The sequence below is a fragment of the Shewanella sp. 1180_01 genome (assembly GCF_052850535.1).
The window spans coordinates 24,272-37,649 of the sequence record NZ_VXCT01000028.1; the positions used below are offsets into that span (position 1 = coordinate 24,272).

At 43.3% G+C, this 13,378-nt stretch carries 17 protein-coding genes; 14 read left to right on the top strand and 3 right to left on the bottom strand.

The window, feature by feature from the left end; genetic code table 11:
• Positions 1-3: 3 nt before the first annotated feature.
• From FW758_RS14735 to FW758_RS14760, 6 genes are all read left to right on the top strand, one after another.
• Complete coding sequence (locus FW758_RS14735; RefSeq protein ID WP_446445784.1) at positions 4-930, top strand: hypothetical protein; 927 nt, start codon at positions 4-6, stop codon at positions 928-930.
• Positions 923-1,210, top strand: a complete 288-nt coding sequence (locus FW758_RS14740; RefSeq protein ID WP_446445785.1) for a hypothetical protein — start codon at positions 923-925, stop codon at positions 1,208-1,210. The genes FW758_RS14735 and FW758_RS14740 overlap by 8 nt, the downstream gene beginning before the upstream one ends.
• Positions 1,207-2,967, top strand: coding sequence for a hypothetical protein (locus FW758_RS14745; RefSeq protein ID WP_446445786.1), 1,761 nt, complete (start codon positions 1,207-1,209; stop codon positions 2,965-2,967). The genes FW758_RS14740 and FW758_RS14745 overlap by 4 nt, the downstream gene beginning before the upstream one ends.
• 132 nt (positions 2,968-3,099) lie before the next feature.
• Positions 3,100-3,657: a hypothetical protein gene (locus FW758_RS14750; RefSeq protein ID WP_446445787.1), complete on the top strand. Its 558-nt coding sequence runs from the start codon at positions 3,100-3,102 to the stop codon at positions 3,655-3,657.
• Positions 3,658-3,928: 271 nt separating this feature from the next.
• A complete protein-coding gene (locus tag FW758_RS14755; protein WP_446445788.1) occupies positions 3,929-4,126 on the top strand; it encodes a hypothetical protein in 198 nt (65 codons plus the stop codon).
• Between the two features lie 173 nt (positions 4,127-4,299).
• Positions 4,300-4,512 carry a hypothetical protein gene (locus FW758_RS14760; protein WP_446445805.1) on the top strand — a complete coding sequence of 71 codons (213 nt, stop codon included), beginning with the start codon at positions 4,300-4,302 and terminating at the stop codon, positions 4,510-4,512.
• Here the strand turns inward: FW758_RS14760 and FW758_RS14765 are convergent.
• Positions 4,509-5,573: a tyrosine-type recombinase/integrase gene (locus tag FW758_RS14765; RefSeq protein ID WP_012088299.1), complete on the bottom strand. Its 1,065-nt coding sequence runs from the start codon at positions 5,571-5,573 to the stop codon at positions 4,509-4,511. The two genes, FW758_RS14760 and FW758_RS14765, sit on opposite strands and share 4 nt — an antisense overlap.
• A gap of 121 nt (positions 5,574-5,694) precedes the next feature.
• Between FW758_RS14765 and dusA the strand changes: the two genes are divergently transcribed.
• The 3 genes from dusA (at position 5,695) to FW758_RS14780 (ending at position 7,559) form a co-directional block, all read left to right on the top strand.
• Positions 5,695-6,714 (top strand): tRNA dihydrouridine(20/20a) synthase DusA, encoded by a 1,020-nt coding sequence (dusA, locus tag FW758_RS14770; RefSeq protein ID WP_446445789.1) that lies wholly within the window; start codon positions 5,695-5,697, stop codon positions 6,712-6,714.
• A gap of 209 nt (positions 6,715-6,923) precedes the next feature.
• Complete coding sequence (locus FW758_RS14775; protein WP_006086053.1) at positions 6,924-7,214, top strand: hypothetical protein; 291 nt, start codon at positions 6,924-6,926, stop codon at positions 7,212-7,214.
• A gap of 144 nt (positions 7,215-7,358) precedes the next feature.
• On the top strand, positions 7,359-7,559 hold the full coding sequence (locus FW758_RS14780; RefSeq protein WP_006083032.1) for a PspC domain-containing protein: 201 nt from the start codon (positions 7,359-7,361) through the stop codon (positions 7,557-7,559).
• Positions 7,560-7,698: 139 nt separating this feature from the next.
• Here the strand turns inward: FW758_RS14780 and FW758_RS14785 are convergent, their stop codons facing one another.
• Positions 7,699-8,436, bottom strand: coding sequence for an enoyl-CoA hydratase (locus tag FW758_RS14785; RefSeq protein ID WP_006083031.1), 738 nt, complete (start codon positions 8,434-8,436; stop codon positions 7,699-7,701).
• A 33-nt stretch (positions 8,437-8,469) separates the two neighbouring features.
• On the opposite strand from FW758_RS14785, the gene FW758_RS14790 reads away from it, so the two are divergent.
• Genes FW758_RS14790 through FW758_RS14800 form a run of 3 tightly spaced genes read left to right on the top strand, consistent with a single transcriptional unit; the run spans position 8,470 to position 10,672 of the window.
• Positions 8,470-8,952 carry a copper chaperone PCu(A)C gene (locus FW758_RS14790; protein ID WP_006083030.1) on the top strand — a complete coding sequence of 161 codons (483 nt, stop codon included), beginning with the start codon at positions 8,470-8,472 and terminating at the stop codon, positions 8,950-8,952.
• An 11-nt stretch (positions 8,953-8,963) separates the two neighbouring features.
• Positions 8,964-9,932, top strand: coding sequence for a DUF2333 family protein (locus tag FW758_RS14795; RefSeq protein WP_006083029.1), 969 nt, complete (start codon positions 8,964-8,966; stop codon positions 9,930-9,932).
• Between the two features lie 2 nt (positions 9,933-9,934).
• On the top strand, positions 9,935-10,672 hold the full coding sequence (locus tag FW758_RS14800) for a TIGR04219 family outer membrane beta-barrel protein (protein WP_006083028.1): 738 nt from the start codon (positions 9,935-9,937) through the stop codon (positions 10,670-10,672).
• An 89-nt stretch (positions 10,673-10,761) separates the two neighbouring features.
• Here FW758_RS14800 and tolC read toward each other — a convergent pair whose 3' ends face one another.
• Entirely contained in the window at positions 10,762-12,069 is a 1,308-nt protein-coding gene (gene tolC / locus FW758_RS14805) for an outer membrane channel protein TolC (RefSeq protein ID WP_006086047.1), read from the bottom strand.
• 244 nt (positions 12,070-12,313) lie between these two features.
• Here tolC and nudF point away from each other — a divergent pair, with 244 nt between their 5' ends.
• Together nudF and FW758_RS14815 are read left to right on the top strand one after the other, a co-directional pair.
• A complete protein-coding gene (gene nudF, locus FW758_RS14810; protein WP_006086045.1) occupies positions 12,314-12,916 on the top strand; it encodes an ADP-ribose diphosphatase in 603 nt (200 codons plus the stop codon).
• Positions 12,917-12,922: 6 nt separating this feature from the next.
• The gene (locus tag FW758_RS14815; RefSeq protein ID WP_446445790.1) at positions 12,923-13,363 is read left to right on the top strand and encodes a DUF1249 domain-containing protein; all 441 of its coding nucleotides are present in this window, start codon (positions 12,923-12,925) and stop codon (positions 13,361-13,363) included.
• Positions 13,364-13,378: the final 15 nt, after the last annotated feature.

A 13,378-nucleotide genomic window follows, 5' to 3' on the forward strand; every position in this document is an offset into this window, starting at 1 on the left:
GAAATGGGATTACCAGTAACTGTTTATCGTTATACAGACGCAGGTGCACCGCAATTAACTAATGGCACACCATCGGAATGGATTAATATTTTAAAAAAAGTATTGGTTGAGGGTTATGGTTCAAAATCCCCACTTGGTTGGACATTAGAATTCGAAAATATAGGTGTTTATAGTGCTGCGTTTCGTAATTCAATTATCGATGGTGGTAGTGGTGGTTATGTAAAGTTTTATTCAATAGACGGTAATAATGTTGCATCTAAAACAATGATGATGAAATGTGCTCTGTCAATGACATCAATTGACACTTTCATTAAACCGTTATGGGCTAGAGCTTTAATATCTTCCTCAAGTACAAAGGGTTGGGAAATAATAGGGACTAGTAGGGGGTTTTATTTAATACTGCATTATACAACCAACTTGCTAAATGGTTTACAGGGGTATGGTTTTGACACTCAGGTTTATTTTATAGGTGACATTGAATCATCGGTTGTAAATGATGCTTGTAATTTTACGATTGCAAGTAGTAGCGGTACAAATGGTGATGTTACTGCAAACGATGGTATCACCAGTAACAATACTACATTGGCAACACAGTTATACAATAGTGACGGTAGTAATTCCAATGCCATGTATAGTTTTGAAAAATCAAATTTTTATAAAAACTCGGCGGCACCAAATGGTGATGCAGAGTTGTTAGGTATAAATCATGTAATGTCACCAACACCTATATATGGTGTAATTGCACAAAATACAAGTGTTGAATCACCGTTTTGTAGGGGGCATATTCCCGGTTTATACACATCATCATTTGCAGGTTATAGGGCTATAAACTGGCCTAAAGAACTTACACAATCAGGTGTGATATGGGTTCTATTGAGGTCGTATAACTCACCCCAACAATGGATTAAAACAGGTACATGGTATGATTAAGCAACTTGTAGATATTATTGTGAAAGCACCTATAAGTATGCAAGCACGGGTTACTGTAGACACTGACATAGATGCTGAAAGGGTGGTATTGATGCACCGAAATACAGGTGATTTATATTACATGTTTAAAGTTGTTAACCCTATTACATCATTTACTGTACCGTATAGCCATGCAGTGAACGATACGTTATTGATTGGTATTTTGGACGACAACCATGTATACAATTGCAAATTTGTTGATGGTATACGTGCTGAAAATATTAATGCGAACGCAATATGACAGCGATAACACTACGGTTTGATACACCTTGGTTAAATGCAGTCAGCCCGATAACAATCAGGTTTATTGACGCACAAATTGTTGTTGATAATTCATTTGGTATAGAGTGTGGATTCAGTTGGTTTACACTCGATGCAGTTGAACAAGCGTTATTGTTGGCTGAGTTTTCAAATAATATTGAATCTAAAATTGAATCACCGTGGGTGAATTACAACGCAGATGAAATTGTAATAGAAATACCATGGTTATCTAACATTGCAAACGATTCAGTATTATCAATCAATTGGTTATTAAATATAGAGACCCAAACAAATATCAGTATTAATTGGTCGCTGCCAATCGATCACCAAATCACATTAAGCGTTAACTGGGTTGTGCCCGATGAGCATCTAATACAATCCTCAATCAACTGGCTGGATATTGCCGCGTACCAGTTGCACACTGCAGTTGCATGGATAGATGGTCAAGAACAAGAAAGCTCGTTGATGATTCAGTACCGTGGCATTGTTGTCGATGATGAAAAGTCGATTAAATGGGGCTTCCACGAACCGCGCTGGGTTTGCTCTACCAAGTACCGCCCACCTGTTGGCAAGGTCACGCTTCGATTCAATGAGCCATTATCTACACAACCAAACCCGATTGTTTTACGGTTCACGGCCTCACCGAACTATTGCTACTGGGACGATGGCGGCGGCCTCATTGATGCTAATCCACCGTTACCTAATATCGATTTTAAAATCCCGATTGAACCACAAATCCGCAGGTACTACTTAATGCAGCCAACGATCACATGCGTGCGAGTATCAGACAGTTTACCGATTGTGATCACCAGCGTGAGCATTAGCCAAAGCCGTGGACAGTGGGCGAGGTCGGTTAGCCTTGAGTTCTCAAGTCGTATCGATGCGCAGCGCGCCCATAATGAGCTGTTGTTGATCACCATCAACGGTTATGAGTTTTATGCCATTGCCGAGCAGCCAAGCGCCAGTAAAGCCTTTGGTATTGAAACCCACAGCAGCACAGGTCGATCACGCGCTGCTGAGTTGTCATCGCCTTATCGTTTGCCTATCAGCTACACCAACACTGTCTTGCGCAGCCTTGGTGGTATTATCGGTGATCTGTTGCAAAACACAGGCTGGACTGCAGAGCTAAGCGGGATACCAGATTTTAGCGTACCAGCAGGCGCGTTCAGCGTGGGTAACAAGTCACCGATTGACGCGATTAACGAAGCAGCAAGCCAATTGGGCTGCATGATCTTAGCGGATGATGCCACCCGTAAATTGACGATCATTCCCCGCTGGCCAACCGTGCCATGGGAAATGGCAACTGCGGTACCGGACCTAACAGTGCACGATGCTGTGATCACCAATTACAGCGAATCAGTCTCCCGCAATCCGTTGTGTGATGTGGTGTGGTTGCGTGGTGAACAACAGGGGATTAGCGCTAAGGTTAAACGCACCGGCAGCGCGGGCAATATCCCCGCAGCTGACATTAGCGCTCAGCTGATCGTAGATAATCAAGCGGCGCGCATCGCTGGCACCAATGCACTAGCTGATACAGGCGACAAGCTCAACGTCACGCTATCCTTGCCCGTTATGGTTGATTTGCCACCCGCAACACCTGGCATGTTGATTGGTATCCGCGAAGGTGCCGAAGTCTTTAAAGGAACGTGTGACAGTTGGAGCATCCGCGCTAGCGTCAGTGATCGCGGTGATATCGATATCGAACAATCTATTACAGTGATCCGCTCAATCGCTTAGCTAGTATGTACTTTGTCTACTATTAGGCACTTTCAGTTTTAAATAAAAGTTAACATTATTCATTGAAATCAAAAAAAGTGTCCCAATATATTGTAACAAGTAATGGCACATTCATGAATAGGGCGATTGAGTATGGAACAGCTGGACCAAAATTCATTTTTAGAATTACAGAATCAATTTTTCAATGTTCAAACAACATTAATTGCTTCTGAGCATTCTTTTCAAGAGCGACTTGCTCTTTCCACACTATATCATAAGGATGTTTTGCCTGATTTCTCAGCATTTTATAGAGCTGGACATTTCTTTACAAATCCAGAGTCCTACTTGCCACTACACATGACTTCAGGTGTTGGGCTGCCATTAAGGCTGGTTGCCTATTACGGGAAGCAACCTATTGGCTACTTGTCAGGAGTCTTTGATGGTGATAAGTTTCTGATACACCACGCTGAAATTAGTGAAAAGGCAGATATAGGCTTAGTTGAAGCATGGCCGATAATTTTTCTAGAGTCTTTAAATAATTTTGCAATATTCCTTGAGGAATATGATAAGAGTATAGGGCCTATAAAATTAATCGCTTTTATGAATCCTGGTGATCGAGATTCTCCTATTTTAAAGGCGGCAGGGTTCACGTATACTGAAGATGTTTATAAAGGTATACCAGCTTTCTACATAGAAAGAGAAATCCTGTAATTTAATAAAATCAACCACTTAATAAAAAAGCTGCTGAAAGAATTGTTTTTTATTGGTTATTTATATAGCATCTGCTTCCAGACTGCTACACTAAGCATGTATAGAGAATTGTCACAACGTTCTCTAAAGTGCTGATTTATATAGATTTAGCGCTTATTTTTAAAGTGTTAAACTTGAAAGCCGACATATTTACAGCTAACACCTTTTAGAGGTGAGCTATCCGTAGAGCGGATACCTGCATGTAATAAGCAGCCACAATGAGGGCATAGATATGATTAATAAAGAAAAACTTACTCAAGCGATTAGTGAAGTTCTTCGTAGACACGCAAATAATACAGCCAAATCTGAAATTTTTAGTACAAAAATTGAAGCTCTTAAAGTTGCATTGAAGGATGACCCTCGTGCACTTAGCTGTTACGGCATAAGAGAAGAATGGCCTACAGCACATCGTTGCGTATCAAATAGTTAACTCTTAATCATATAAAAAACCAGCCAAATGGCTGGTTTTTTTGTTTAAAATTAATGAACTATATTTAAGTTGGTGGGGACGCTAATTTCACTGCTTTGCAGGTTAATTTCAAAAATGTTGAGAAGTGGTTTTAACTAAATCAATAGAAAGCAACATAATACTTTGGATAAATGATGCTTAAACAACTGCAAACGGCCTTGGTGCAACCTCGGCAGATCATGACCATTAATGCCGTAAACGCCGATGGCACTGTCACCGCCAGCAGTGCCAGCGGTCACACAATCCGCGCGATTGGCTCAGGAACGGTTGGCGATCACATCTACGTACAAGACGGCAGGGTGCTAGGAACAGCACCCGATTTGCCATTTGTGGAGATAGAGGTTTAAACATCCTTATCATGCAACCGCTTCGGAAATAGCTCGGTATACACTTGCCACAGAGTATTAATATTCCTATGCCCTGTCACTTGCGCCACTTCATCAATGCTATAACCCTTCTCAAACAACCGGCTTGCACCTTCACGCCTTAGGTCGTGATAGCGTAAATCTTCAATTCCTAATTCGTTACGCACCCGCTGAAACCCTGCGGTAACGCTGCGCTCGTTATAGGGGAAAACCCGCGCATCATTCCTAGGCTGCTTTTGCAGTATCTCCCACGCCCCACCCAACAGCGGTACCAACATGTGGTTGCCTGCTTTTTTGCGCGGGTCCTTACGGTCACGAACGATCACGGCTTTTTGTGCCTCATCTACATCGTCCCATGTTATCCGGCATACCTCACCAATACGCATGCAACTCAGTATCGAGAAATCCAGCAAATCAATATAAGGAATATGCGCAGCTCGTTGATCTGCTCTTGCAGCTAATCCAACTTTTAACCTCTCAATCTCATCCGTGGTTGGTCTGCGCGAACGCTTGCCCGATTTAGCGATCAAGTCTTGGCTATACAGTGCATCGTAAGCCTCAATAACCGAAATTTGTGAAACCTCATGCCCAAAGTTTGATTTAGCGATTCGTAGCAGCCATCGGATCACGCTTACATCAACTGCAATGGTAGATGGCCCTGTGCCTGCGCTGCGTCGCAATTTACAGTGATCGATGATGTGGTGCGGCTTAATATCAGTCAGATTCAATTTAGCAATATCGCAATCCGATAACAGCCGTAAACAAAAGCGCTTCGAACGACCAATGCTGCTGTCGATGTTTTCATCTGTCAGGGCTTTGCTGATGATGCTGCCCAATGTAATAGGAGCCGTATCCTCAGTAGCAAACCCGTTTGACTCAATATCAATCACCCGATCTTTACCCCATGCCTCGGCAGCGGCATATTTGGTAAAGGTACGTTGCTCCGTGTATAATATTTTGCCGTTTTTCTTTACACGAACTAGGCAGCGATGCCGCACAGTACCGTCGGCTTTTTCACGTTTTTGAATGCTATAAGATGCCATGTTTTTTGGTTCCCCGAACCCCTCAGTCCAATCCATTGTGGATCACTATAGGTTCCCCGAGCAATGCAAAACATGCAAAAACGTACAAAAATTAGCAAAAATATTAACTTTTCGGATTGTAATGAATTTAGATAAAACCCAGCAACACCAAGGTTTAGCGCCTAAAACCCTCGATAGAACCTTTTCCATTGCGCCCATGCTGGATTGGACTGATCGTCATTACCGTTATTTTGCGCGTTTGATGTCGGCTAATGCTTTGTTGTATACGGAAATGGTGACGACTGGGGCGATATTGCATGGTCGTGGTGACTACTTGGCGTATAACCAAGAAGAACATCCTTTGGCGTTGCAGTTAGGTGGCTCTAATCCTGTCGATTTGGCGCGTTGCGCTAAACTCGCGGCTGAGCGTGGCTACGATGAAGTGAACCTCAATGTGGGTTGTCCTTCCGATCGAGTGCAGAATGGTCGCTTTGGCGCGTGTTTGATGGCTGAACCTGAATTAGTGGCTGAGTGCGTTGATGCCATGAAGCAAGTGGTTGATATTCCTGTGACTGTTAAGACACGTATCGGGATTGATGAACAAGACAGTTATGCGTTTTTAACCCAGTTTATCGATGTGGTCAGTGCAAAAGGGTGTACGGATTTTACTATTCATGCCCGTAAGGCTTGGCTTCAAGGTTTGAGTCCGAAAGAGAATCGCGAGATCCCGCCGCTCGATTATGAGCGTGTATATCAACTCAAGCGCGATTATCCCACACTTAATATTGGCATTAATGGCGGCGTCACCACACTTGAGCAAGCGCAACTCCATTTAGCGCAGCTTGATGGCGTGATGATGGGGCGTGAGGCCTATCAGAATCCTTATATTCTGGCGCAGGTAGATCAAATTCTATGTGGCAGCCAAAAGGAGGTGATCAGCCGTGAGGATGTGATTGAGGCTATGTTGCCTTATATCGAAGCACATTTGCTGTCGGGTGGGCGACTTAATCATATTACTCGCCATATGATCGGGTTATTCCAAGGCTTACCGGGTGCCCGTGCGTGGCGTCGTTATTTGAGCGAAAATGCCCATAAAAACGGCGCTGGGATAGAAGTGGTAAAGCAGGCTTTTCAGAATATTCAGGCTGAAGTTGTAGAGTAATTCCACTCGACTTAAAAGATGGTGAAATTTACTAATTTGAGTAGTATTTTTCACCACTTGTTATTTTTCAATCCATCCCTATATCTCATCTTATCCACATAAAGTTTTTTTAAATGATTAAAATCATAATCTTAAGAATACTTTTATAAGTTGGCACGCAGTTTGTAATACTCCTTTCGTCAAGTTAATTAATCGAAAGGGATGCCATCATGTTTACGTTAACCATTAAAAAATCAGTACAAATGAGTGTGTTATTAGGTGCGTTAGTCGGTAGCGTTGCAGTACACGCAGAAGCCGCGCCAATATCGGATGTTGTCGGAACCATTGAGCAAACGCTAACTACCCAAACACAAGAAATGTTAGTCAGTGCTAAGCGTGAGTTTGTGATGTCATTGCAAACACAGCTCGCTGAAAGTATTTATGACTTCAACAGTCAACTTGGCTTAAGCGCTGAGAATGAAGGTGAGTCGGCAAGTGCCGATGAATATAGCGCTAAGTAGGGGATCTGCTTATGTGGTTTGTAGCACCTTTAATGACTTTGCTACTGTTACCTGTAATTAGTCTTGCGTTGTTTTCAGGCATTATTTGCTGGTTTCAGTGGCATAGTGATAAATAAATTACAATCAATTGAGTCGAGGTTTGAGATGAAACGAGTAAAAGCACGTATGGAGAGCCCAGAGCGATTAGTGTGTGGTGTTGCCGCTGGTATGGCATGGAAATTTGGTTGGTCTTGCTTTTGGACTCGAGTGGTGTGGGCTGGCGCGACGGTATTTATGCCTGGCGTGAGTTTGTTGATTTACTTTGTTTTAGCACTGTTAGTTGATCAATGGAAAAGACCCGTTTAAGCCCGCAGTGATACTTATATTTGAGGCTTGTCTTGATTGAAAAATTGAAAGAATTTTTAAAAAAAAATAGGGTGTTAACCCTATCAACAAGAGGGCACTTTGACCCTCATGCGACATGTATGTGCATACTGCTTGCAGACTACTTCTTCAAAAAAGCCTGAAATCTGCTCTTGGCTTCATCACTTTTTAGCCTAGCGCTAAATTGTTCTAATTCTTGATGCATTTGGTGTTGTACACGATTTTTATGCGGACGCATTAATTGACGTGTGATTTGTAGGGCTTGTGGCGGTTGATTTGCCAACTTTTTAGCCTGAGACAATGCATAACTGAGTAGATCTTCATGGGCCACAATTTCGTTGATCATATTGAGTCTGTGGGCCGTCTCGGCATTAAAACTTTCGCCGAGTAGCAATAGCTCTGCCGCTTTTTGATAACCCACGAGTTCAGGTAACAGTAGGCTAGCACCCGCTTCTGGCACTAGTGCCAAGTTGACGAAGGGCAGTTGAAACTTCGCCGTATTATCGGCATATACCAGATCGCAATGCAGTAGTACGGTAGTGCCAATGCCGACGGCGGCGCCAGAAACGGCGGCAACCAGCGGTTTTTTGAGTTCCAGCAGGCAAAATAGGAAACGTACAGCGGGGTGATTTGGCCCTAAGTCACTATTTTTCAAAAAGTCTGCAACATCATTGCCTGAGGTGAAGCAATTATCTTGGCCATGGAGCATAAAGGCACGAATGTCGTTGTCTGCTTCACCTTCGATCAGGTATTCTGTCAGTTGTTTATACATATTAAGATCAAGTGCATTGCGTTTATCGGGGCGATTAAAGCTGATAATACGTACGCCCTGATCATCCTGAACCTGTATATGACTCATGGGTTGTTTCCTTTACGACGACATTGGGTAGACATGGAGTTTAAGACATTGAAACCAATATTCAAACAGCTGTTTAATTGTCTAGTTTTATCTTGTGCATCATTTTCAGCGTTGGCGAGCGTGATAGTGACCGAAGGTCATGTACGCGCCATGCCTGAGACAGTACCAAATACTGCCGCTTACTTTACGCTTGAAAACCACACAGATAAAGCGGTTCGTCTTATCGGCGTCAGTACTACAGTGGCAAAGGATGCCCAATTACACACTATTATCGAAGACCAAGGCATGGTGAAGATGCGCCATGTTGAAGGTTTTGATATCCCATCCCATGGCGCATTAACGTTAACGCCGTCAGGGGATCACGTCATGTTGCTAGGTTTAAAAGCGCCATTGGTGTTAGAGCAGCAAGTTGAACTGCAATTAGAGTTTGACGATGGCGAGAAAATGGCGATTACGCTGCCTGTTAGTAAAGAAGCAGAAAACGCCGCAGAGCAAGAGCATCATCACCATCATTAAGGAGTCGCTTGATGCAAATTACATGGAAAAAAGTTACCGGTGTCGGTTTATTTTTAGTATTAATCGGTTATGGCCTGAGTGTGTGGTGGAGTATCGAGCCCGATCCTATCAATCCTCAACAATTGACGGCTACCGATAAAAATGTGGTCGGATACGCAACCACCACTTCGCTGATCCTCACGGTCGAAACATTACTGGATAAGCAAGGCGGTTGGTTATCAAACGATGTGATGCCACCTTCCATCTTTATGGATAACATGCCCGCATTTGAATACGGCGCATTAGAACAAGCCCGCGATTTAGCCTTAATTATGCGTAAAGAGTTTAGTCGCTCGCAGTCACAATCGGCAGCGGATAAAGATTTAGGCGAAGCCCAATCTAAGCTCAATATCGATCACACGAGCTGGTTAGTGCCAAGTGCTGAAAGCGAATACCGCGATGCCATTAAATTGCTGAAGCTGTACCGTGCTCGCATGATGGACCCTAACAATCAAGATGCACAGTTTTATGCCCGCGCCGACAACCTCAATGAATGGTTGAAAGAAGTGCAGAAGCGTCTGGGTAGCATGTCACAACGTTTATCGGCCAGTGTTGGCCAAGAGCGTTTAAATACCGATTTAGCCGGCGATAATGCGGCGCGTCAATCCACGCCTAACTTGGCAAGCCATCAGGTGAAAACCAGCTGGTGGAAAATTGATGATGTTTTCTATGAGAGTCGTGGTGCTTCATGGGCCTTGCTGAACTTTATGCGCGCCGTTGAAGTTGATTTTGCCGACGTCTTAAAGAAGAAAAATGCTGAAGTGAGCCTAAGACAGATCATTCGTGAACTGGAGGCGACTCAGCAAACTGTCTGGAGCCCTGTTGTGCTTAATGGCAGCGGTTTTGGCTTAGTCGCTAATCATTCATTGGTTATGGCTAACTATGTATCCCGTGCGAATGCCGCGGTGATTGATTTAACGAACTTGCTATCTCAAGGTTAATTATGAAAAAAACTCTCCTCGCCAGTGCGGTATTAGGATTATGCATGGCCACATCAGCCCAAGCGGCCACTGTGGTCGGTTTCACAATTGGCGGTGACTACTGGCGCGCCGATACTAGCGGTACTTTTGCCGATAAAGGCCAACCACAGCAAACATTTGATTACAGTTCATCGGCTCAAGGTAGCTACTGGATTGCGGTTGAGCATCCATTGCCATTTGTTCCTAATATTAAAATCCGTGAAAATAGCTTAGATCAGAAAGGCAGCATGTCAGGTGCTGATTTCAACTTCAATGGTCATGATTTTAAAGGTAATGTGACTGCTTATACCGATCTGAGCAACACAGATTTTGTGCTGTATTACGAAATATTAGATAACGACATAGTGTCATTAGATCTCGGTGCTGCTTACAAGTTAATGAATGGCTCACTGCGCGTGCAAGATCCTGGTCACCCTGAAGAGAAAGATGTCGATAGCGGCATTGTAATGGGTTATGCCAGTACGCATGTGGGCATGCCAGGCTTAGGTTTATACGGTTTTGCTGATTTGATGCAGGGCGTAAATGAATCAAGCGTTCACGACTATGCGATTGGTTTAGGTTGGCAGTTCGATGGTTTGGCTGTCGATACCCGTGTACGTGTAGGCTACCGTGAGTTTTTATTCGACGTGAGTAACTTCTCGGGTGTGAGTGCCGATACTAAATTTAAAGGTTACTTCGCAGGTGTTGAAATCAACTTCTAATCTGTTGATTTAGCGTTTGAGTATAAAAAAACCGCCTATCGGCGGTTTTTTTATCTGACAACTTTTATAGCTGAGAACCGAGAGTGAGATTACTCTGCAATTAAGCCATTGTTGATGGCAATCACGTCATCTTCATTCAATGTACCCGCTGCTTGCTTCAAGGCAATGACCGAGTTGATGTAGCTATAACGTGCATCTGATAGCTTACGTTTTGAATCGTACAAGTCACGAGTACGGTTCAATACGTCAACGATAGTACGCGTACCGACTTCGAAACCCGCTTGAGTGGCTTTCAGTGCACTTTCTGATGAAATAACCGATTGCTCATAGGCTTTGATTGAGCTGATAGATGCGCCTACGTTGTTGTAGTTATTACGGACGTTTTTCACTACACCGCGGTAAACTTGCTCAAGTTTTTCACTCGCTTCAACATATTGAAATTGCGCTTGATTAACCTGTGAGCTCACTTTAAAGCCTTCGAAAATCGGAATGCTTAAGTTGACACCGACACTGACGTTATCAAAGTCAGGCTCATTGATATTACCGGTTTTTTGCTCAAGACCTTTGTTGTAACCTGCATTCAAACTTAAAGAAGGCATGTGGCCTGCTTGATAAAGCTTAATGGTTTCTTGAGCGATATCTTTACCGATACGTTGAGTCATCAAATCGACGCTATTGGTTTCAGCAATCTTCAACCATTCGTTTGACGACGTTGGCGCTGGCGTAACGGCCGAGAAACGGTTGGTATCTAACACGTTGATTGTCTTGTGATCGATGCCAGTGATTTCACGTAAGGCTTCATAGCTATTAGCGAGTGTGTTTTCAGCTAAAATTTCAGTGGCTGAGGCTAAGTCATATTGAGCTTGGGCTTCATGCACATCGGTAATTGCGGTTAAACCCACAGCAAAACGTTGTTTAGTTTGTTCAAGTTGACGTTCGATCGCGCGTTTTTCTGCACCTTGGAACTCGTAGTTGTCTTTCGCCGTTAATACGTTGAAATAGGCTGTAGTGATACGAGTAATCAGGTTTTGTAATGCTGAAGCATAGGCAGAATCAGCTTGAGAAGCGGCTTTCTCAGCAAGGCTTAAACCGACCCAAGCACTATGATCATAGATAACTTGATTTAATTTCAGGCTACCTACTAGACCACTTGAATCATCCTTCGGATCATTCCAAGCTTTGTCGTAACCGACGTTTGCACTAATGGTTGGCAACAGCGGTGCACGGTTTTGTTCGATTTGTTCAAACAAACCATTACGCTGGGCTTGGGCTTGCAATACGAGCGGGTCGCTGGTCAGTGCTTGTTGATAAATTTGCAACAAATCATCTGCTTGCACCGCTGAAGCGGAAGCCGCAAGTGTTAATGCTGCGCATAAATTATGGATCTTAAATTTCATTTGCTGTCCTTATTAGACAAAATCCCCCCACGGAGGAATATTTTAACTTCGTTTAGACTAAGTAATGCCTTTACCAAGGCGGTTTGCGCTTCCCGACGCTTCCCGATACAGCTAAAACTTAATGACCTAGAGTCTAAGAACTCTGACACTTTCAAGTCAAATTCGAAGTGTAACAGATTTTATTTTAAAAATGTGCTCAAATTGCCTTGATTATAAGCGCAAATTCAACTTTTAAGGATAGAGTATGAAACCCCCTGTTTTTTCGCAAACGGATATTGAGATCTTAGAAAAAAAATCCCTGTACCAAGGATTTTTCTCAATGGACGAATACACTTTCAAACATAAATTATTCGCTGGCGGCTGGAGCAAACCTGTTACCCGCGAAGTGTTTGAACGGGGTCATGCCGTGGTCGTTCTGCCCTATGATGCCAGACAAGATAAAGTGGTACTCATCGAACAGGTACGTTTTCCTGCATTAGCAACCACTAAATCTCCTTGGCTTCTCGAGTTGGTCGCGGGTATGATTGCGCCCGAAGAAACGCCTCTGGACGTTGCGCACCGCGAATTAATGGAAGAAACAGGCTTAGTTGCTAAGCAAATGCACAGCGTGAATAGTTATCTTGCCAGCCCGGGTGGCAGCACAGAACGTTTCTATTTCTATTGGGCCGATGTTGATTCGAACGACGCCCGTGGATTGCATGGATTAGCTGAAGAGCACGAAGATATTCGATTGCATGTCATGAGCCGCGAGCAAGCTTATAATAGTGTGGTTGCGGGCGAGATCGATAATGCGTCGACCGTCATTGGATTACAATGGTTACAATTAAACTATCAACAACTGGTTTAAGTTGGGATGAATTTGGCTACTTCGAGTCTAAAACAGCGCTATAAACCTAACGTCAGTGATTTTCTAGCACTGTGCGGGCGAAATTATGGTTACATGTTGAAATGGTTACCGTTAGAGATAGCTATCGGTGAGTCATGGCGACTCGAAGGTGAGTTTGGTATATTAGTAGTACGAATTTTAGGAAATACCAAATATACTCAATTAGTTGAGATATCTCGTCCCATCGCAATCAAGGAGTTTGTCAATACTCCCAAGGTGTTAGTGAGAATTTATCACGATGCTAAATTAGCAGAAGTGTTAACTGGTCAACAGATTTACCAATTACGCCCAGTGTATGATTATCCCAATGTCCGTATGTATCAAAGTGATGAAAAGTACCAGGTGAATGCATTCCTGGAAGAGTTATTAAAGATTGGTTACCACCATAGTGTCGTTTGCCAGTCTTAGAATTGGGTATTCAAT